Source organism: Flavobacterium collinsii, assembly GCF_902804485.1.
In the GTDB taxonomy this organism is placed as follows: Bacteria; Bacteroidota; Bacteroidia; order Flavobacteriales; family Flavobacteriaceae; genus Flavobacterium; species Flavobacterium collinsii.
The window spans coordinates 38995-60750 of sequence record NZ_CADCST010000053.1; the positions used below are offsets into that span (position 1 = coordinate 38995).

Sequence of the window (21756 nt, forward strand, 5' to 3'; positions counted from 1 at the left end):
ATTGTCTGTAAAATATAAACCGCAAGGAACGCAAGGATGGTTTTCTTGTTAGATTCTATTATAAACGCAAAGTTCGCAAAGCTTTACTCTATAGCTTTACGAACTTTGCGTTTTACTTGTAACTTAAAATAAAAAAACTTTGCGCCTCTTGCGTAAACCTTAGCGTACCTCGCGGTTAAAAAAAACTATTCAATTGAAAGCCTCGTCATAATAGGATAATGATTTGAGTTTTCATTGTCGTAAAATATAAACCGCAAGGAACGCAAGGATGGTTTTCTTGTTAGATTCTATATAAACGCAAAGTTCGCAAAGCTTTACTCTATAGCTTTACGAACTTTGCGTTTTACTTGTAACTTAAAATAAAAAAACTTTGCGCCCCTTGCGTAAACCTTAGCGTACCTTGCGGTTAAAAAAAACTATTCAATTGAAAGCCTCGTCATAATAGGATAATGATCTGAATTTTCGAAGTCAGAAAAACTTTCAAATTGTTTCACTTTCATTTTACTGTCTGTAAAAATATAGTCAATTCGTGCCGGGTAATAACGGAACTTATAGGTTGCTCCAAACCCTTCTCCTGCTTCTTCAAAGGCATCTTTCAACTTTCCTTTGATACTTCGGTACACATACGAAAACGGACTATTGTTCATGTCTCCACAAATAATAATCGGGTTCTTGCACTGTTTGATATTTTCTTTAAAAATCTCGGCCTGCTCCTGCTGCTGTCTGAATCCTTTACTAATTCGGGTATAAATTAACTGTGATTTTTCCTGATTGACATGATCAATATTATTTGAAATATCACTCACATCCGGTGAAATTTTTATGGATTGCAGGTGCATGTTGTACACACGAATAACATCTTTTCCTCTTTTAATATCCGCATAAATAACGTTATTGTCTGAGTTTGGAAAGACAATATTCCCTTCAAATATGATTGGAAATTTTGAAAAAATCGCCTGACCGGTTTTGATTTTATTCCCGTCAATAAAAATATAACGGTGCGGATAAACTTTTAAATCCAAATGGGCTGAATTGGAATATTCCTGAATGCAGAGAATATCCGGATCTTTTTCGTCAATAAAAGCTTTAATATTGGAAGGAATATCATCGCGATCGAGCCATTTAAAAACGTTAAAAAGGCGCACATTATAACTCATTACCGAAAAGTCTCTTTCGTCCTGAACATATTCTTTTGCTGAGAATTTATAAAATTTGCTGATAAAGGTAATTCCGGTTAACAGTACCAAACCGGACAAAATAAGGCGTTTTTTAAACTGAATCGCCCAGTAAACGAAGAACAAACCATTCAGAACGAAAAAAGCCGGCATAAAGAGCGTTAGAACCGACAAAAGCGGAAAACTCTTTGGTGCCAGGAAAGGTAAAATATAAATACTAAACGTCAGTACAGTTAGCACTATATTCAAAAAGAACATTATTTTATTAAACCATGAAAGGTTTTTCATATTGTGGCCCTAAAACGATTATTTTCCAGCTTTAAATAAAAACTCTTTTTCTTCTTTGGTCAGACAATCATAACCGGACTGGCTAATTTTATCTAAAATTTCATCAATCTGTTGTTGCGTTTTGTCTTTCGTAACAATTCTTGACGTCACTTTTTCTGTAGGTTTTTTGTAATTTTTATGAACTTTGGTGAAAGGGGTCGATGGGGATTTTCTAAAAAGATTGCTAAAGAAATCTAGGGTTCTGGAAACAATTTTACTAAGATCTGTACCGTTTTGCAACAGCTTCATAAAAAGAAATCCGAAGAACGCTCCTGCCAGATGCGAGATATGCCCACCAGTATTGTCTAAACGAAACTGCATTAAGTCTAAAATCAGAATAACAGCGGTAATGTGCCAAAGCTTAACATTTCCGATAAGCAGCAAACGTACATTCATTAAAGGCTGATAAGTGGTAACTCCAACCAAAATGGCCATAATTGCAGCCGATGCTCCTACAATAGGTGCCGAAATATTTAAAAAATAAAAACTCAATGCAAAAACAATTCCAGAGAAAATGGCTCCTAAAACATACAATCCGAGATATTGTTTCTGAGTAAAAAAAGTCAGGAACAAATTACTCGCAAAATTTAAAACCATCATATTAAACAAGAGATGGAGAAAACCATAATGAAAGAAAGCATACGTTAGAAACGTCCAGGGTTTAAACATAAAAACCGCAGGATCTGACGACAATGCCAACCAGTTTGGAAATACAAACTGAGCATTAGAAAAATTATAAAAAAACACCAACGAAATCAGAAAACAGCCAATGTTCCAATAAATAACACGCATGGCTATCCCGCCTAATCTGTATTGTAGTTTTAAATCGTCCAGAATATTCATAAAAGCTTTCTTTAGTTTCTATTTGCAATATTAAAGTTAAAAATTAATTCCAACGATTTTTATTAAACTGATTTTTTTTCCAGTACCACATGATCAAAAATCCAAAGAGCGCTCCCCCGATATGAGCATAATGAGCCACACCGGATTCGATTCCTAAAAATGAGCTTCCGAAGATACCAAAGAAGCCATCAAAGAGAAGCATATAAACCGGAACAAAATATTTCGCTTTAATTGGAATTGGAATAAACATAATCCCCAATTCGGCATTAGGAAACATAAAGGTAAAGGCAATTAAAAGTCCGTATACTGCACCAGAAGCACCAACTACCGTTCCTAAATAAGCTTCTGTAAGATGCTTAAATTCCGAAACCGACAATATCTGCTGCCATCTCGTATCTATTTTTCCTTCATTTAGCAAGGCCAGTATGTCGGCCTTATTAAAACCATTGGCCAATAAAATATTCAATCCATCCTGATAAAAATAATAATTGACTGCAAAATTTACCAGGGCTGCTCCCAATCCGCAGGAGATATAGAAAAATAAAAATTTCTTTCCACCCCAAAAATGCTCCAACGTAGATCCGAAAGAATACAGTGCGAACATATTAAATGCAATATGAGCAAATCCACCGTGCATAAACATATGCGTGAGCGGCTGCCAAAATTTAAATCCCGGATTTTCAGGAAAGAAAAGTGCTAAATACTCGTAAGAAACCGGCACTAACTGTGAACCAATAAAGAAAATAATATTGATTATCAACAATTGTTTTACTACGGGAGTTATTTTCATCATAAGGCAAACTTTTTATCAATATCTTCCACACGCATGGTGATGAAAGTAGGTTTTTGAAAAGGTGAAATGTTTGGATCTTTACAGGCAAATAATCCGTTTACCAGATTATCCTGTTCTTTTTCGGTTAAATACGATCCGGTTTTAACCGCTAAACTTTTAGCCATTGACTTCGCAATGGTATCATTCTGACTGTAACTGTTGGCCGGAATTCCGTCCTGTAAATCACTCAGCAATTGTTCGATAACAAGTGAAACTTCACTTTCGGTAATATTTACCGGAATACCCGAAATCACAATATGATCGGTCTGGGCATTTTCAAAAACAAAACCAGTTGTTTCCAGAGAAGGTTTTAGTTCTTCGATCAGTTTCATTTCGGCCGCGGAATAAAATAAATCCAACGGAAACAACAGCTGCTGGCTCGAAGCCTGATTGACGGTCATATTCAGTAAAAACTGCTCGTATAAAATACGCTGATGTGCTCTTTGCTGATCGACAATCACCATTCCGGATTTGATTGGCGAAACAATATATTTTTTATGAATCTGATATGTTCCCTGACTGGCCTGTTCAATTTCATTATCGTTAAACAGTGATGAGGTCACTTCTTCATTTTCGAATGTAAACGGAGAACTCTCAATACTCTCAGTTTCTAAACCTACGTACAAACTTTCCCAACTTGCTGTAGGTTCTACTCTTTTAGAATAACCGGAATAAGAACCTCCTCCTGAGCTAAAGCCAGAACCTGATCCAGATCCAGAACCAGAACCTGATCCGGATATAGAACTAAAACCAGAGCCTGATCCCGATTTCGAATAATGCTGATTGGTCTTATCATCCGTAAAGGGATTAAAAGTACCATCTACCTGAATCGTTGGCGTTTCGGCTTCTAAATCTTTATAATGGTAAGGGGTATCTAAATTGGCATCGCGGTCAAAATCTAAAACCGGCGCCACATTAAACTGCCCTAAACTGTGTTTTATGGAAGCTCTTAAAATAGCATATAAGGCTTGCTCATCATCAAACTTAATTTCTGTTTTAGTTGGATGAATATTGATATCAATGGTATTTGGAGGAACTTGCAAATACAGGAAATAACTTGGCTGCGAACCGTCTTTCAAAAGTCCGTCATAGGCCGCCATTACAGCATGGTGCAGATAACCGCTTTTAATGAAACGATCGTTTACAAAGAAGAATTGTTCTCCTCTGTTTTTCTTCGCAAACTCAGGTTTACAAACAAATCCCTGAACGTTGATTATTTCTGTATCCTCACTAACCGGAACTAATTTTTCGTTGGTTTTACCGGACATGATTCCGACAATACGCTGACGATAACCTGCTGCAGGCAAATTATACATTTCACTTCCATTGTGATAAAAACTAAAATGAATATTGGGGTGCGCCAAAGCCACACGCTGAAACTCATCCATCACATGACGAAATTCAACGGTATCCGACTTTAAGAAATTACGACGGGCAGGAATATTAAAAAATAAATTTTTAACGGCAAATGATGTTCCTTTTGGCAGAACCGCCACTTCCTGAGACACAAATTTACTTCCTTCGATTACAATATGTGTTCCCAGCTCATCCTGTTCCTGCTTGGTTTTCATTTCCATGTGCGCAATCGCAGCGATAGAAGCCAGTGCTTCTCCACGGAAACCTTTCGTTCCAAGCGAAAACAAATCTTCGGCCTGGCGAATTTTTGAAGTAGCATGACGTGCAAAACACAAACGTGCGTCTGTAACTGTCATTCCAACTCCGTTATCAATCACCTGAACTAACGATTTTCCGGCATCTTTAATGATCAATTTAATGTCAGTTGCCTTCGCATCAACAGCATTTTCTAACAGCTCTTTTACAACCGAAGCAGGTCTTTGAACCACCTCTCCGGCAGCAATTTGATTCGCAACGTGATCAGGAAGTAATTGAATGATACTCGACATTAAAAAATTGGGGTTAAAGGTTGTCCTTTGATTTAATTGAAATTAATCCGTAAAATCTCGGGGTAATATTATTAATTTTCTCCTGGTTTTTTAAACCAAGGTGTACAAATTTAATGAATTTCTGTTGGGTTTCAGAATAACAGCTATCATAAAAAAAACAAAAAACCTATACTATTTTTACACAGTATAGGTTTTAGTATCTTTAAAACAATTGTGTTTTATTCTTTCTCAATTTTAATTGGTGTTTCTTCGATCTGAATTGCTCCTGAAGACAACAAAGGCTGATGAAACGGATGTGACAGAGAAGCCTGTTGACGGATATACGCCATTTTGATTGCTGCAATGGCAGCCTCAGTTCCTTTGTTTCCGTGAATTCCTCCACTTCTGTCAAGTGATTGTTGCATGTTATTGTCTGTTAAAACACAAAAAATAACCGGAATATCAGTCTGAACATTCAGGTCTTTTATTCCCTGAGTCACTCCTTCGCAAACAAAATCAAAGTGTTTTGTTTCGCCCTGAATTACACATCCAATCACAATTACCGCATCTACATTTTGCGTTTGCAGCATTTTTTTTGCACCATAAATCAGTTCAAAACTCCCTGGAACATTCCAACGAATAATTTGCTGAGCCGGAACATCACAATCTGTTAAGGCATCAAAAGCACCATTGTAAAGTCCTTCTGTAACCGTTTCATTCCATTCAGAAACAACAATCCCAAATCGAAAATCTTTCGCATTTGGGATTGTGTTTTTATCGTATTCTGATAGATTTTTATTTTGAGTAGCCATCTGTATATTTTAGATTTTAGATATTAGATTTCAGATTGCTAAAATACGAATCTAAAATCTAAAATCGGAAATCTACAATTAAATTTATTGTGCTAATCCGATCAACACATCAACAGCAGCAGCTTCCGGAGTTGCATCGTAATTTTCTTTGATATCGGTTAAATATTTCAAAGCATCTTCTTTTTGACCTAAAGCCAAAGCTGTTTTACCTGCTTTTAACAAGAAACGAGGTGTAGTGAAATCGTTTTTATTTGATTCAGCCGCTTTTACATAATAGTCTAAAGCTTCTTTTTGTTGGTTCTTTTGAGAATAAGCATCTCCAATCGCACCAATTGCCAAAGCACCTACAATAGCTTCTTTTGATTTGAACTCTCCTAAATACTTAATTGCATCATCATATTTTCCAATATTTAAAGAAGCAATACCTGCATAATAGTTCGCTAAATTTCCAGCATCCGTTCCAGAGTATTCGTCAGCAATTTTAATGAATCCGAATTTACCTTCAGAACCATTTAAAGCCAATTTGTATAAAGAATCGCTTGCTACACCGTTAGTCGCTTTTTCAAAATTTTGCTGAGCAACAAACATTTCGCTTGCAGCTTCATCCTGCTTAGGAGCTTCGATAAATTTTTGGTAAGCCAAATATCCAATAGTAGCGATTGCAATACCAGCAACTAAACCAATAATGATTTTTTGATTTTTAGCTACCCAATCCTCAGTTTTTGAAGCAGTTTCATCTAATTTAGAGAAAACTCCAGCTGTTGTGCTGTCTTTTTCGTCAATAATTACCTGTGTTTCCTCATTTACTTCTTTAACTTCTTTCTCTTTTGGTGCTTTATATCCTCTTTTATTGTAAGTTGCCATTTAAAATTAATTTAGTGAACGGCAAAAATAAAATTTTTATTGAAACCGACGTAAAAAAAATCAATTTTATCACTATTTTAAAAAAAATAATTTCATTAATACCAAGTCCTCCCTCCTCAACCGGAAAATAATTCATCCTCAAACACATCAAAAGCCTTTTATATCGATAATTTTCGATAATTTGCACCCTCAAATTTTTGATGATTTTAAATAACACTTTTCTAAGCCAAAACTATATTTTTAGCACTGATTTCGCAGATTTACACCGATTCAAGGAGTCTCAATATAAAACCCTTTTAATCATTTTAATCTGTGGCAGAAGAAAAAGCTCAAAAGAGTTACTTAGAAAACATCAAATTTTATCTTAGAGTTTCCAAAAAAATGCATTTAAACAAAATTTCTTTATTCAATTATAAAAATTTCTCCGAAATCAATTTTGATTTTGACCGCAAGATCAATTGTTTTGTCGGCAAAAACGGAATTGGCAAAACCAATGTGCTCGATGCTATTTACCATCTTGCTTATGGAAAGAGCTATTTCAATCCGCTGGCTGTTCAAAACATCAAACACGGAGAAGAGTTTTTTGTGATTGATGCCGAACTAGAGAAAAATGACAGAACCGAACAAATCGTCTGCAGTTTAAAAAAAGGACAGAAAAAAGTTTTAAAAAGAAACGGCAAAGCCTACGACAAATTTTCCGATCATATTGGCTTCATTCCGCTAGTCATTATTTCTCCGGCTGACCGCGATTTAATTGTAGAAGGAAGTGAAACACGCCGTAAATTTATGGACAGTGTGATTTCGCAATTAGACGCTACTTACCTGCATCAGCTTATTCAATATCAAAAAGTAATTGTACAGCGCAATGCCTTATTAAAGTATTTTGCATTGAATCATACTTTCGACAACGACACTTTATCTATATATAACGAACAGTTGAATGTTTTTGGACAATCGATTTTTGAAAAACGAAAAGACTTTCTCGAACAATTCATACCTATATTTAACGTACACCATCAGGCCATAACCGGATCGGAAGAAACGGTACAGTTGGTCTACGAGAGTCATTTGTACGAAAAGGATCTTTTAACGTTATTACGTGAAAACATTAATAAAGATCGGGCATTACATTACACCAGTGTAGGCATCCACAAAGACGACCTGTCGTTTGAAATTGATTCACATCCCATAAAAAAATTCGGATCACAAGGTCAGCAGAAATCTTTTCTGATTGCTCTGAAATTGGCCCAATTCGAATTTCTAAAAAAACAAAGCGGTGTAAAACCACTATTGTTATTTGATGATATTTTTGATAAATTAGACGAAAGCCGTGTTGCCAAAATCATCGAAATGGTAAACAGTGAAACTTTTGGACAGCTTTTTATCTCCGATACTCATCCGGAACGTACCGAAACTATAGTAAAATCAACACATCAGAGTTATAAAATTTTTAATTTGTGATTTTTTCGCCACAAATTCCACGAATTTGCACCAATCTTCTTTGAATAAAAACCTAACCTTAGATTTTAAGACCAAACGAAACCTGCTGGTATAATTTAAAAAAAATATTCAACACATAGAAACATAGATCTTAGGCCACAAAAGAGAACAAAAAAAGAAATCTATTTCACTCACATAAGAGGCTATGTGTATTTCAATGAAGTAAAACGCTTTTTTTAATCATAGAACCTATGTTACTATATGTTAAAATAATTCACAGCCAACAGCTTAAGCAGAATTAAAACTTTGACAACCCCCAAAGCTTTTCTTAAATTGACCGACCACGTAGTTATCTAAAAATTCGTCCAATTTGTGAAATTCATGGCTAACCTTTTTTTCACTTTCTATTAGGAATTCGAAAGTTGAAAAATCATTACTTTAGCAATTCTATAATCTAAAACTCAATGTTATGAAATTTCCTAAAATTCTATTCCTTATAGTTTCAGTTGTATTACTTTCCTGCAACGAAAAAAAATCCGGTACTATTGAAGAGATAACTCCAAAAGATTTTGCAGAAAAAATTAAAACAACCGAAAACCCTCAAATACTGGACGTTCGAACTCCCGAAGAATTTGAATCTAATCATATTGACAATGCTGTAAATGTAAACTGGAATGGTGATGATTTTGCCGCCAAAGTTGCAGCTTACGACAAATCAAAACCTGTTTTTATCTATTGTTTAAGTGGAGGAAGAAGTAAAAAAGCAGCCGCAAAATTAAATGAATTGGGCTTTACCAACATTTATGAATTAGAAGGAGGTATCATGAAATGGAATGCGGAAGGTTTTTCTAAACCTTCAACAGCTCAGGTTGGAATGACTATGAGTGATTTTGACAACCTTTTAAAAACAGACAAAAAAGTACTGGTTGATTTTTATGCCGAATGGTGTGGTCCATGCAAACAAATGGAACCTTATCTTTTGAAAATGCAAAAAGAAATGGCCGACAAAATAGTTATTGTTCGCATTGACGTAGACAAAAACAAAACTTTGGCTACTCAAATGAAAATTGAACAGCTTCCTACTATGGTCTTATATGAAAACAAAGCTGTAAAATGGCAAAATATTGGCTTTATCAAAGAGGAAGACTTAAAAAAACAACTGCAATAAAACCACAGATATGCTAACGAAAGAATCATTGCAATTTTTAGAAGACTTAAGAAAAAACAACAACCGAGATTGGTTTTTAGATAACAAAAAACGATACGAGATTTTCAAGAAAGATTATCATCAATTGGTCAGTGATTTACTCGACGTAATGAAACCTATGGATCCTTCACTGGAACTATTGGAAGTCAAAAACTGTACATTCAGAATCAATCGTGATATTCGGTTTTCCAAAGACAAATCACCTTATAAATCCCATTTAGGAATCTGGATGTCTACCGGAATCAAAGGACTGAATCGTGCCGGATATTATGTACATATTGAACAAGGAGCCAGTTTTATTGCCGGAGGTTATTACTCACCTGAAGCTGAAGATCTAAAGAAAGTCCGCAAAGAAATTGCTTTTTTCTATGAGGATCTCGAAGCCATCCTTAATGACAAAAACTTTAAAAAAGAATTTGGCAGTCTGGATGTAAACGAAAACAATTCACTTAAAAATCCGCCGAGAGGTTACGAAAAAGACCATCCTGCAATTGAGTTTTTAAAATTGAAAAGTTTTACCGCCACCCAAAAATATGACATCAACGAGGTGACTCAAAAAGACTTCGTTTCGAAAATGAGCAAAAAACTCATCGCTTTAAAACCCTTAAATGAATTCATCAACCGTGCTTTAGAAACTGAGGAATTCTAGAAAAGATACATTGCTACGAATTCACAAATTATTTAAATTAATTCGTGAATTCGTGGCGAAAAAAACTTCAAAAAAAGACATACTGCTACCCAAAAACAAGAGATAAAGTTTGGCGACAGATTTCACAGATTGATATATCAAAAAATCCCTTAAAAATCTTTTAATCTGTGGCAAAAAAATTAAGTTTGCCGAATGAAAAAAAGGAAGATACTTTTTCTTGGAGAATCTTATCGTGCTGACGCCATTACGTGGATGAACGGTTTGAAAGAATTTGGCGATTTTGAAATTTGCACCTGGGAACTTCAAACGCCTAACAACTCAAAGTTCAACCGATTCAAACGTATTGTAGAGTATCTTTTCTCTCCCTTCTCTATTCGAAAAAAAATCCGAAAGGAAAAACCCGATATGGTAATTGCCGAAAGAACGACCAGTTATGGTTTTCTGGCAGCAATTTCCGGAATGCATCCTATCGCAATTGCACAACAAGGCCGAACCGATTTGTGGCCGGAAGGTTCACTCCTGCTTCCTTTAAAAAAAATCATTCAGAAACACGCTTTCAAAAAAGCCAATTTAATACACGCCTGGGGGCCTGTGATGACCGTTTCGATGAAAGCGATTGGTGTAGAAATGAGTAAAGTTTTAGTACTTCCAAAAGGAATTGACTTATCACTTTTCTCTCCTTCAATCAACAACTCTAATAAAATCGAAGCTATAGTCACACGTTCTTTACAACCCGAATACCGTCATGATTCTATTCTAAAAGCTTTTGGTATTTTACACCAAAAAGGAATCGACTTTTCATTGACCATTGTTGGCGACGGAACCCGACTGCAATCTTTGAAAGATCTGGCCGCAGCACTTCAAATTGAAAGCAAAGTAATTTTCACCGGAAGAATTCCGAATACTGAACTTCCTAAATTATTGCAGCAATCTAACATTTATATCAGCATGCCCATTACCGAAGGCGTATCGGCATCCTTATTTGAAGCGATGGCCTGTAATTGTTACCCTGTAGTTTCCGACATTCCCGGAAATCAAAGTTGGATCAGGCATCGCGAAAACGGACAATTGATTGAAATCGACAATATCGAAATGCTTGCCGAAGAATTGATCTGGTCTTTTGAAAATTCGGAATCCCGCCATCAGGCCATTATTCGAAACAGAAAGTTTGTGGAAGAGAATGCCAATTATAATATTAACATGAAGATTATTTCTGATAGGTATCATGAGTTGCTGGATTTTCGTAAAAATCAACCGCAAACTTCACAAAACTAAGATCAACATAAAGCTTTGTCAACTTTCCATTTTATAAAACCGCATTTATAAAAAAGCTTGTGAATTTTATAACACAAAAAAATCACCTTGGATAAGCCAAAGAAACTTTCTTTTGAAAATCATCATAAATCACAAAGTGAAAATTGCTGTTTTCCTGCACAAGAATAACATCACCATACTTTTCTTTTTTTGAAAAGACAACTTTGCAATTAGAAAAATCAATCCGTTTTTCTGAATCAATACAATCTTTTACAATTTCTTCCCGGTTGTTCCCTTTGGTATTATTCCAAACAAAATCATACAATCGCCAATTAAAAGAATCCATCAGTTTATTGTACAAAATTTTATTTTTATCATCTTCCAAAACTCCATTACTTTCAATTAATCGAACTGATTTTGAATCTTTATAAATATAAAAAATCCCTAAATCCCGACTCAAATCTGATTCTAAATTATGAACTTTATTATAATTCCTTGAGGAAGTTTGTTGCAGAATAAAGCGAATATGAGTATCGTCAATTAATATAAAATTACCAAAAGTATTCAGGAAAGTATCATTCCCGCATGAAGGCAAATTTCTACTTATGAATGTTCCATCCAGATTCAATGTCAATAAATGTCCCGAACGATTACTCTCCTCTTGTTTAACCATAGAATATTCTTTAATATCAGAAATTCCAATAATATTATCAATTCTCCAATCTCCAAACATATTAATTTGGGCATTAGAAACGATTGAGAAAAATAGAATCAAAAGAACTGCAACTTTATTCTTAGAAATTGATTTAAACATCACGATATCCTTATAATTTATATCCAAACTTACAAAAAGAAAATATAAAAACACCTTGTAACTTTTCTCCTACCTCAGCGACTTACATTTCATCACATTGTTTAATTTAATCTAATAGAGAAATGAGTAACAGAAGAATCTGGCTAAAACAAATAGGTTTAGGCACAATAGGATTAGGCTTTGGCCAGTTTGAAACCTTTGCCAATGGCACTAATGAATACATTTTACCCGACTTAGCAGACCATTCTCCCATCTTACTCCGCTCCAATGAAAACCCTTACGGTCCGTCTCCAAAAGCGCGATTGGCAATGGCAAAAAGTGTCAACATCAGCAATCGATATGGCTGGAATCTTTCACCGGAACTAATCACTCTCCTGGCAAAAAAGAATACGGTTTCAGACAACAATATCCTTTTGGGTGCTGGCTCCACTGAAATTTTAGATTTAATTCTTCAATATACTGCTCTAAAAAAAGGCAACTTTATATTGGCCGAAACCACATTCGATTACTGGACAGCTCCTGCTGAAAAACTAGGAATAAAAAAAATCACTGTTCCGCTAACCAAAGACAAAAAGCATGATTTACCGGCCATGTTAAATGCCATTGATGCCGACACCAAAATGGTTTACATCTGCAACCCAAACAATCCGACAGGAACACTGTGCCAAAGAGAAGAACTGATTGCTTTTATAAGAGAAGCCACCCAAAGAACAATCGTTTTTGTCGATGAAGCTTATATCGATTTTACAGACGAGCCATCGTTAAGTGATTTGGTTGTTTCCAATAAAAACCTGATTATTACCAAAACTTTCTCCAAAATGTACGGCCTCGCAGGTGCCCGCATTGGCTACGCTGTCGCACATTCTACGGTCATTGATGAACTTAGTATTTTAAAATCATCTCCCAATTTATCGGTAAGTGTCGTTTCAATAGCTGCCGCAATTGCTTCTTTAAATGATGAAGATTTCATTCGTCAGGTACGCACCTCCAATCAGGAAGCCAAAAAATATACCATAGCACAACTTACACAACTCAATTTAACCTGTATTCCTTCTTATTCCAATTTTATTTATTTTTCTTTAGAAAATTACAAAAAAGACTATTTCAAACAATTGCAGGACCACAATATAGTGGGAACCAAAATTTACGAAGAAAATGGCAAGTGGACCAGAATTACAATAGGCACAATGAAAGAAATGCAGCGGTTTATTGAAGCTCTAAAATAAGACGCCTCAAAAAACATTTCCAACGAAGCTTTGTTGTCTTTTATTGGTTGTTATTTTTTAGAAAGCCAATTCAAATAAATTATAATCCTTACTTTTGGAGTCAGAATTAATTCTTCAAAAAAAGCCTTTTATTTATGGAAATCCAATCCAATTTTTCTTTAAAAAACTACAATACTTTTGGCATTGAAGCCAAAGCCAGACAATTTGTTGCCGTACACACTGTAGCCGAATTGAAAACCATTTTAGAAGAAAATAAAAACGAGCAAAAATTCATTTTAGGCGGAGGAAGCAATATGCTTTTAACGCAGGATATCGATGCTCTTGTTATTCATATTGATTTAAAAGGTAAAAAAATCATCAAAGAAGACGATGATTTTGTCTGGGTTGAAAGTCAGGCCGGCGAAACCTGGCACGATTTTGTACTTTGGACTATCGACAATAATTTTGGAGGTTTGGAAAACATGTCACTCATTCCCGGAAATGTAGGCACTACGCCGGTTCAGAATATCGGTGCTTACGGAACAGAAATCAAAGATACTTTTGTTTCGTGCGAAGCGATGAATATTACCTCTCAGGAAATGAAAACGTTCACCAATGCCGAATGTAAGTTTGGATACAGAGAAAGTATCTTCAAAAACGAAGTAAAAGATCAGTACATCATTACCGCTGTAATTTACAAACTAACAAAACGCAATCATAAAATCAACATTTCTTACGGAGATATTACGGCAGAACTAGCCAAAAACAACATTACTTTTCCAACCTTAAAAGACGTAAGCAATGCTGTAATTGCTATAAGACAGAGCAAATTACCGGATCCAAAAGAATTAGGAAATAGTGGAAGCTTCTTTAAAAATCCGATTGTACTAAAATCCGATTTCGAAAAAATACATCAGAAATTCCCTGAAATGAAATATTACGAAGTTTCAGAAACCGAAGTAAAAGTTCCGGCTGGCTGGTTAATCGAACAAGCTGGTTTCAAAGGAAAACGTTTTGGCGACGCTGGAGTTCATAAAAACCAAGCCTTAGTTTTAGTAAATTACGGAAATGCAACCGGACAGGAAATTTTGGCCGTTTCCAAAGAGGTTCAGAAAACTGTTTTTGATACTTTTGGAATTCAGATCGAAGCGGAAGTCAATGTAATCTAGAAATTAGATCTTTAGATTGTTGTATTTGAACCTTTGTCCCTTTGACCCTCTGAACCTTTGACCCTAAAAAAGAAAAAATGTACACACCAGACTTATACAAAAACGAAGATCCGGAATCGATCCGAACTTTTTTGAAAGAAAATAGTTTTGGCATCCTGATCAATCAGACACACGGAAAATTATGTGCGACACATATTCCGATTGAGCTGGAAGTCAATTCGGATGGGAAAGAGATTTTACAGGGTCATCTTTCCAAACTCAATCCGCAAGCCGAAGGTTTCGCCGAAAACGATCAGGTTCTGGCTGTATTTACAGGTCCGCACAGTTACATTTCATCGTCCTGGTACGATCACGAAAATGTTCCAACCTGGAATTATATCGCTGTACATGTTTACGGACGAATCAAAATTGTCGACGAAGCTACATCAATCGAGCAGCTTAAAAAATTAGTCGACAAATACGAAGTCAATTCCGAAAATCCGGTTCGCGTTGAGAATTTATCAGCACGAACAATGCGTGAAGCCAGAGGTATTTTTGGCTTCGAAATTGAAATCGACGAAATTCAGGCAACCAAAAAACTCTCTCAAAACAGGGACGATCACAATTATAAAAACATAATTTCGGAATTAGAAAAAACCGAAAACCCTCAGGCTATTGCTGTTGCGAAGGAAATGTCAAAATGCCGAAAGTAAATTCATTTTAACCATTGAAAATTACGATTTCATGAGTACATTTGCACTCGCAAGATTCAGAAATTAAAAGACATTAAAATCAGATGCTTATAACTTTATTTTACTTCTTTATTGCTATTGTTTTCATTCAGATTTTCTACTATTTAGGAATTTTTGGAAAGTTTGCTTTCGGCAAACCACAAGAAATAACGCCGAAAAAAATTCCGGTATCCGTTATTGTCTGTGCAAAAAATGAAGAAGAAAATGTTAAGAAATTCATCCCCTTACTTGCAGAACAAAACTATCCTGATTTTGAAATTGTTTTAATCGATGATGCCTCAAGTGATGAAACCCTTGAAGTATTTGAAGAATTCGAAAAGCAGTACAACAATATTCGTTTGGTTAAAGTACAAAACAATGAAGCTTTCTGGGGAAACAAGAAATATGCTTTAACTTTAGGAATCAAAGCTTCAAAAAAAGAATATCTGTTATTTACCGACGCAGATTGTTATCCAACTTCAAAAGAATGGATTACAGCAATGACTTCACAATTCACTATGAACCGAACTATCGTTTTGGGTTATGGTGGTTATGAAAAAATTGAGCGTTCGTTATTAAATAAAATTATCCGTTTTGAAACCGTTTTAACAGCGGTTCAATATTTTTCATGGGCTAAGCTAGGATTCCCATACATGGGAGTGGGACGAAATTTAGCATATAAAAAAGAAGAATTTTTTAATGTAAATGGCTTTATCGAACACATTCAGATTCGTTCGGGCGATGATGATTTGTTTATCAATCAGGCAGCAAACAAAAACAATACAACCATTGCTTACACCCCTGAGAGTTTTACTTACTCTAAACCCAAAGAAACATACAAAGAGTGGTTCACGCAAAAAAGAAGGCATATTTCTACAGCAGAACATTACAAGTCTTTTGACAAAATGCAATTGGGATTGTTTTTTATCTCGCAATTGTTTTTCTTTTTGGCAGCAATCTTATTATTAGCGTTTCAGTTTCAATGGATCGCTGTGTTAGCTATTTTAGCAACACGTTACACTGTAGCATGGACTGTTATAGGATTTTCTGCAGGTAAACTAAAAGAAAATGACCTAAAAGTTTGGTTTCCTGTGGTTGAAATCATCCTTATATTCACACAAATTAATATCTTTATAACTAATATCTTTTCAAAACCGGTATATTGGAAATAAATTCTAAAATAGAAAAAGCGAAAAAAGGCGATCAGATCGCCTTTACTTTTTTATTAGATTATTTCTGGAATGAAGTCTACGGCTTTATGCTAAAACGTACTGAAAATGAAACCATTGCCGAGGATATTACAATCGAGACCTTTTCTAAAGCTTTTGACAAAATAGCCAGTTACAATCCTGAATTCCAGTTCAACACCTGGCTAATTGCCATTGCAAAAAATGTTTATATTGATTTATTACGTAAAAAGAAGACTAGTCTTTTTATAGAAATCACAGACAATGAAGACCAACAGGCTTACAATATTGCCGACCCTACTCCCTCTGCCGAAGACGCTTTAATTAAAGAGCAAAACCTTTCGCGCTTACTTCAATGCATCAAAGAATTAAAACCTCACTACCAGGAGGTCATTCAGCTGCGTTACTTTCAGGAAATGACTTATCAGGAAATAGCCCTGAAAATCAACGAGCCATTAAGTAATGTAAAAGTAAAATTACTTCGCGCTAAAAAATTACTAGCAGAAATCATCGAACGCAACAGATAATTTATTATCTTTAGGTAAAGAACAAAATATCCATGTGTTTTTTCTTAAAAAACCTAATTATTCACATACTAAAACAACAACTCCTGCGTTGTTAGCTAAAACCAAAACCGTACTGCCTATGATTTAATGTTACTTAACCTTAAAATCCATAAATCATGACTAAATCAAACATCTACGAAACCAATTGGACCGATCTTGTTTTCGAAGACAAGAACAAAGAGTACGGCGCGTATCAATTACGCCAGGAGAGTTCAAAAACTACAATTACAGCGCTATTTATGGGATTGCTATTATTGGCAGGTCTGGGAAGTGCGTCGGTGTTGATTAATAAGTTTGGGTCGCATGGCCCTGTAGAAACAGAACCAACTGTTCTTACTGACCCCATAACACCTGTAGATCTAACTCCGATTCAGGTACAACCTGAACCACCAGCTCCAGCTGTACCTCAACAAAGCGCAGCTACGCCACCCGTTACTAGTATACAATTGGTAAATCCGGTTGTGACAACTACAGCCCAGGCTACTCCTGATGTTATTGCACCAAATACAGACAATCATCCTGTAGTTGACAATACAAATGCAGGAACAGGGCCCGTTACTGCAAATCCTATCCCAGGAAATAATGGTGGCGGAGAAGTTAAAACTTCAATAGGCGAAAGTAAAGACCCCGTGAATGTAGCAATCTTAGACAAACTACCAGAATTCCCTGGAGGAATGGCTAAATTTTATACTTACGTAGGAAACAATTTCAACAGACCAGAATTGGATGCAGAAAGAACATTAAAAGTATATGTATCGTTTGTAATCGAAAAAGACGGTTCCATTACTGACATTATGGTAAAAAACGATCCCGGGTACGGAATTGGAAAAGAAGCCATCAGAGTATTGAAATCCTTAAAAACAAAATGGAGTCCGGGTATTTTAAACGGAAATCCCGTTCGAACTGCCTATAATCTTCCAATCACAATAAAAACGGAAGCAGAATAATAAACACGAAAAAGCAGAACTCAGGTTCTGCTTTTTTTAAGCTCTTTTTCGAAAGCGCTTAAAAAAAACAGTTTTTATACACACAGCCACAAAAGAACCAAAACTTTGTGGCTGTGTGACTTTCCTTGAGATCACCAACTGTCTCTTTAAATTCAGTATTGAATTACACTTTTGTGTTTACAAAAACTATTTCCATCCTTTTATTTTTACTTACTTTTACCACTCCTAAAAAGGAAAATCAAATCTATTAAATTTAAAAACTAAAAAATGGGAATATTTTCAGCTATTCTAGGCAACGCTGGCTCTGTTAGTCAGGAGGAGTTATTAAAAAAATACGGGCAGCTTTTAACGGACAGGGAAGAAATCGAAATGGGTTTTAAACTACTTCGTGATACTTTTATCTTCACAAACAAAAGATTAATTCTGGTTGACGTGCAGGGAATAACAGGCAGCAAAACAGAATACAAATCAATTGCCTACAAAAGCATTACACGTTTTAGCGTAGAAACGGCTGGAACATTTGATCTGGATGCCGAACTAAAAATCTGGGTAGCAAGTGAATTACAACCAAGCATTGTAAAACAATTTAACAAATCTGTAAATGTGTACGATGTACAGAAAGTACTTGCATTTCACGTTTTAGGTTAAACCTTATACAGCAAGCCCGACAGATTTTAAAAATCTGTCGGGCTTAGTTATTAGATTAAAAAAGATTATTTTTTCTTTTTAGCAGGTGCTTTCTTAGCTGGAGTTGCTTTTTTTGCCGGAGCAGTATTTACAATTTTTTGCTGTACATACGGCTTATACAAACCATCTTTCTCTGCTCTTTTCTTAGCATCTTCAGCTCTTTGTTTTGAATCCGGGTGTGAACTCATCATCTTATCAATAAATGACGCTTCATTTCCTTCACTCATCTTAGCCAAAATTCTAAAAGCAGATTCTTCGGCATTTACATTGTAACCATTCTTTTTCAGGAAATCATAAGCAAACAAATCAGCCTCAGCTTCTTGCTTGCGACTAAATTTACTGTCGATAATCGCACTTCCGATTTTACCCAACTGGCTATCGGTAACACTTGCAATAGTTGCCGATTGTGAAGCTGCTCCTTCCAGCAAAGCTTCTTTTCTATAGGCAGCTTTAATAGCATCCTGAGAATCATGATTGGCTACGTGTCCAATTTCGTGACCAATTACCGCAAGCAGTTCATTGTCATCCATGATATCCATTAATCCCGAATACACACGTACACTTCCATCGGCAGTTGCAAAAGCATTGACTTCTTTTAATTTATAAACTTTATAGTTTAACGTGTATCCGTCACCCGTTGTATACTTTCCAAAAACTCTGTTCAATCTTAAAGTATACGGGTCAGTAGAAGCTGCAACCTGATTTTCAGCATCCATTTTATCTACAGCTGCTTTTGATAAAGCAGCAGCGTCAGCATTACTAAAAGTAAAACCGCTAACTCCTTTTTGAACAGCACTCATCGCTTTTTCACCAAAATTAATCTGCGCATTTACTTTAGTAAAACCAAAAGTGGCAAACAAAACTCCTAATACTATAAATTTCTTTTTCATGTTTTATATGATTACAATTTAACAACAAATGTAGTACAAACCCAATTCCGTTTTGATTCGGTTTCAACTATTTTTTTAACAAATAAAGATATAAATTTTAAATACGCAAAAATGAGCAGTCAACCAAAATCATTACTCTTATTCAATTTGACAAACAAAAATCAGGTATTTTAATAAGCATCAATGTCTTAAAAATAATAATTTAACACCCTCGCAAGATTATCACCAAAAGTGCGTTATAAAAACTCTGTGCACATCAATACCAAATTAAATCTTAAACGAATCTCCAAATAAACTACATTGCTTATCTTTGTACTTTGAATTTTGATATATGGAAACAGTCATTGAAAATATACCAACGGGAAAACCTAAATGGTTAAAGGTTAAACTTCCTATTGGACAAAAATATACTGAACTACGTGGTTTGGTCGATAAATATAGCCTAAACACTATTTGTACCTCCGGAAGCTGCCCAAATATGGGAGAATGCTGGGGCGAGGGTACAGCCACTTTTATGATTCTGGGAAATGTATGTACCCGTTCCTGCGGATTTTGCGGTGTAAAAACCGGACGCCCTGAAACGGTTGATTGGGACGAGCCTGAAAAAGTAGCGCGTTCTATCAAAATTATGAACATTAAACATGCCGTAATTACCAGTGTGGACAGAGATGATTTAAAAGATGGCGGATCTATTATCTGGATTGAAACTGTAAAAGCAATCCGAAGAATGAATCCTAATACTACTCTTGAAACTTTAATTCCGGATTTTCAGGGAATCGAAAGAAACATCGACCGAATTGTTGAGGCCAATCCTGAGGTCGTTTCACATAACGTTGAAACGGTTCGCCGTTTGACCCGTGAAGTACGTATTCAGGCCAAATACGATCGTAGCCTCGAAGTTTTACGCTACCTGAAAGAAAAAGGAATCAACAGAACCAAATCTGGAATTATGCTGGGTCTTGGAGAAACTGAAGAAGAAGTTTTTCAGACTATGACTGATTTACGAAATGCAAATGTTGACGTTGTTACTATTGGTCAATACCTACAGCCAAGTAAAAAACATTTGCCTGTAAAAGAATTTATAACGCCTGATCAGTTTGCTAAATATGAAAAATTTGGCCTTGAATTAGGTTTCCGTCATGTAGAAAGCGGCCCACTGGTTCGTTCTTCTTACAAAGCACAAAAACACATTTTATAAAAAAGTCTAACCGTTTATTTGTTAAATCGTTTAATCGTAAGTACGGTTAAACCAATCGACGATTAAACGATGTAACAAACAACCGAAAGCTTGAAAACAAGAATTGCTATAAACGGTTTTGGAAGAATCGGCCGAAATTTATTTCGCTTACTTTTAAACCATCCTGAAATTGAAGTAGTTGCCATCAACGACATCGCCGATAACAAAACCATGTCGCATTTAATAAAATACGACAGTATTCATGGAGTCTTACCTTTTAAAGTCAGTCATGACGAAGAAGGAATTATTGTTGACGGAAAACACTTTTTCTTTTTTCACGAAAAAAGCATTTCCAATCTGGACTGGAAACGTCACGACATCGATCTTGTAATTGAATCAACAGGAAAGTACAAAACGCACGAGGAATTAAACGCCCATATTGAAGCCGGTGCCAAAAAAGTAATTCTTTCGGCGCCATCAGAAGTTGACACCATTAAAACAGTAGTTTTAGGGGTTAACGAAATGATTCTGGACGGCAGTGAAAACATTGTTTCGAATGCAAGCTGTACGACAAACAATGCGGCTCCTATGATCAAAATCATCGATGAATTGTGTGGAATTGAACAAGCCTATATCACAACCATACACTCTTACACCACAGATCAGAGTCTTCACGACCAGCCACATAAGGACTTACGTCGTGCGAGAGGTGCAAGTCAGTCGATTGTTCCAACAACAACAGGTGCAGCTAAGGCATTAACAAAAATTTTCCCTAACTTGCATCATAAAATCGGAGGGTGCGGAATTCGCGTTCCCGTTCCAGATGGTTCTTTAACAGATATCACATTTAATGTAAAACGCGCTGTTACGATTGAAGAAATAAATAAAGCATTTGAAGAAGCCTCAAAAACAAATTTAAAAGGAATATTAGATTACACTGAAGATCCAATTGTTTCAGTTGATGTAATTGGCAATACGCATTCGTGTTTGTTTGATGCTCAATTAACTTCGGTTATTGACAAAATGGTAAAAGTTGTGGGCTGGTACGATAACGAAATTGGCTACTCATCAAGATTGATCGATTTGATTTTACTAATAAGAAAAACTTAAAGATTCAT

The 21756-nt window shown here is 35.6% G+C and carries 21 protein-coding genes; 13 read left to right on the plus strand and 8 right to left on the minus strand.

Going from position 1 to position 21756, the window contains the following annotated elements; genetic code table 11:
• Window positions 1–416: 416 nt before the first annotated feature.
• The 6 genes from FLA105534_RS02030 to FLA105534_RS02055 all read right to left on the minus strand — a co-directional run bounded on the left by FLA105534_RS02030 (window position 417) and on the right by FLA105534_RS02055 (window position 6736).
• On the minus strand, window positions 417–1433 hold the full coding sequence (locus tag FLA105534_RS02030) for an endonuclease/exonuclease/phosphatase family protein (protein WP_246253156.1): 1017 nt from the start codon (window positions 1431–1433) through the stop codon (window positions 417–419).
• 48 nt (window positions 1434–1481) lie between these two features.
• The gene (locus FLA105534_RS02035) at window positions 1482–2345 is read right to left on the minus strand and encodes a rhomboid family intramembrane serine protease (RefSeq protein ID WP_173964385.1); all 864 of its coding nucleotides are present in this window, start codon (window positions 2343–2345) and stop codon (window positions 1482–1484) included.
• Window positions 2346–2388: 43 nt separating this feature from the next.
• Window positions 2389–3138 (minus strand): rhomboid family intramembrane serine protease, encoded by a 750-nt coding sequence (locus FLA105534_RS02040; protein WP_173964386.1) that lies wholly within the window; start codon window positions 3136–3138, stop codon window positions 2389–2391.
• Window positions 3135–5081, minus strand: a complete 1947-nt coding sequence (gene mutL / locus FLA105534_RS02045; protein ID WP_173964387.1) for a DNA mismatch repair endonuclease MutL — start codon at window positions 5079–5081, stop codon at window positions 3135–3137. Before mutL ends, FLA105534_RS02040 begins: the two co-directional genes overlap by 4 nt.
• A gap of 218 nt (window positions 5082–5299) precedes the next feature.
• Window positions 5300–5872, minus strand: coding sequence for a 6,7-dimethyl-8-ribityllumazine synthase (ribH, locus tag FLA105534_RS02050; RefSeq protein WP_173964388.1), 573 nt, complete (start codon window positions 5870–5872; stop codon window positions 5300–5302).
• A gap of 84 nt (window positions 5873–5956) precedes the next feature.
• Window positions 5957–6736: a tetratricopeptide repeat protein gene (locus FLA105534_RS02055; RefSeq protein ID WP_173964389.1), complete on the minus strand. Its 780-nt coding sequence runs from the start codon at window positions 6734–6736 to the stop codon at window positions 5957–5959.
• Between the two features lie 381 nt (window positions 6737–7117).
• Between FLA105534_RS02055 and recF the strand changes: the two genes are divergently transcribed.
• From recF to FLA105534_RS02075, 4 genes are all read left to right on the plus strand, one after another.
• Window positions 7118–8197: a DNA replication/repair protein RecF gene (recF, locus tag FLA105534_RS02060; protein ID WP_173964390.1), complete on the plus strand. Its 1080-nt coding sequence runs from the start codon at window positions 7118–7120 to the stop codon at window positions 8195–8197.
• A 448-nt stretch (window positions 8198–8645) separates the two neighbouring features.
• Entirely contained in the window at window positions 8646–9344 is a 699-nt protein-coding gene (locus FLA105534_RS02065; RefSeq protein ID WP_173964391.1) for a thioredoxin domain-containing protein, read from the plus strand.
• Window positions 9345–9354: 10 nt separating this feature from the next.
• Window positions 9355–10032, plus strand: coding sequence for a DUF2461 domain-containing protein (locus tag FLA105534_RS02070; RefSeq protein ID WP_173964392.1), 678 nt, complete (start codon window positions 9355–9357; stop codon window positions 10030–10032).
• Between the two features lie 192 nt (window positions 10033–10224).
• Entirely contained in the window at window positions 10225–11307 is a 1083-nt protein-coding gene (locus FLA105534_RS02075) for a glycosyltransferase (protein WP_173964393.1), read from the plus strand.
• Window positions 11308–11389: 82 nt separating this feature from the next.
• Here FLA105534_RS02075 and FLA105534_RS02080 read toward each other — a convergent pair whose 3' ends face one another.
• A complete protein-coding gene (locus tag FLA105534_RS02080; RefSeq protein ID WP_173964394.1) occupies window positions 11390–12100 on the minus strand; it encodes a hypothetical protein in 711 nt (236 codons plus the stop codon).
• Between the two features lie 122 nt (window positions 12101–12222).
• Here FLA105534_RS02080 and hisC point away from each other — a divergent pair, with 122 nt between their 5' ends.
• The 7 genes from hisC to FLA105534_RS02115 all read left to right on the plus strand — a co-directional run bounded on the left by hisC (window position 12223) and on the right by FLA105534_RS02115 (window position 18532).
• Window positions 12223–13326, plus strand: coding sequence for a histidinol-phosphate transaminase (hisC, locus tag FLA105534_RS02085; RefSeq protein WP_173964395.1), 1104 nt, complete (start codon window positions 12223–12225; stop codon window positions 13324–13326).
• A 134-nt stretch (window positions 13327–13460) separates the two neighbouring features.
• Window positions 13461–14474 carry a UDP-N-acetylmuramate dehydrogenase gene (gene murB / locus FLA105534_RS02090; RefSeq protein ID WP_173964396.1) on the plus strand — a complete coding sequence of 338 codons (1014 nt, stop codon included), beginning with the start codon at window positions 13461–13463 and terminating at the stop codon, window positions 14472–14474.
• Window positions 14475–14551: 77 nt separating this feature from the next.
• Complete coding sequence (locus FLA105534_RS02095) at window positions 14552–15166, plus strand: FMN-binding negative transcriptional regulator (RefSeq protein WP_173964397.1); 615 nt, start codon at window positions 14552–14554, stop codon at window positions 15164–15166.
• Between the two features lie 83 nt (window positions 15167–15249).
• Entirely contained in the window at window positions 15250–16356 is a 1107-nt protein-coding gene (locus tag FLA105534_RS02100; RefSeq protein ID WP_173964398.1) for a glycosyltransferase, read from the plus strand.
• Window positions 16347–16898, plus strand: coding sequence for an RNA polymerase sigma factor (locus FLA105534_RS02105; RefSeq protein ID WP_173964399.1), 552 nt, complete (start codon window positions 16347–16349; stop codon window positions 16896–16898). The genes FLA105534_RS02100 and FLA105534_RS02105 overlap by 10 nt, the downstream gene beginning before the upstream one ends.
• 155 nt (window positions 16899–17053) lie before the next feature.
• Window positions 17054–17884, plus strand: a complete 831-nt coding sequence (locus FLA105534_RS02110) for an energy transducer TonB (RefSeq protein WP_173964400.1) — start codon at window positions 17054–17056, stop codon at window positions 17882–17884.
• 267 nt (window positions 17885–18151) lie between these two features.
• On the plus strand, window positions 18152–18532 hold the full coding sequence (locus FLA105534_RS02115) for a PH domain-containing protein (RefSeq protein ID WP_173964401.1): 381 nt from the start codon (window positions 18152–18154) through the stop codon (window positions 18530–18532).
• A 65-nt stretch (window positions 18533–18597) separates the two neighbouring features.
• Here FLA105534_RS02115 and FLA105534_RS02120 read toward each other — a convergent pair whose 3' ends face one another.
• The gene (locus FLA105534_RS02120; protein ID WP_173964402.1) at window positions 18598–19461 is read right to left on the minus strand and encodes a M48 family metalloprotease; all 864 of its coding nucleotides are present in this window, start codon (window positions 19459–19461) and stop codon (window positions 18598–18600) included.
• Window positions 19462–19792: 331 nt separating this feature from the next.
• On the opposite strand from FLA105534_RS02120, the gene lipA reads away from it, so the two are divergent.
• The gene (lipA, locus tag FLA105534_RS02125; RefSeq protein ID WP_047774095.1) at window positions 19793–20659 is read left to right on the plus strand and encodes a lipoyl synthase; all 867 of its coding nucleotides are present in this window, start codon (window positions 19793–19795) and stop codon (window positions 20657–20659) included.
• A gap of 90 nt (window positions 20660–20749) precedes the next feature.
• Window positions 20750–21748 carry a type I glyceraldehyde-3-phosphate dehydrogenase gene (gene gap, locus FLA105534_RS02130; RefSeq protein WP_173964403.1) on the plus strand — a complete coding sequence of 333 codons (999 nt, stop codon included), beginning with the start codon at window positions 20750–20752 and terminating at the stop codon, window positions 21746–21748.
• Window positions 21749–21756: the final 8 nt, after the last annotated feature.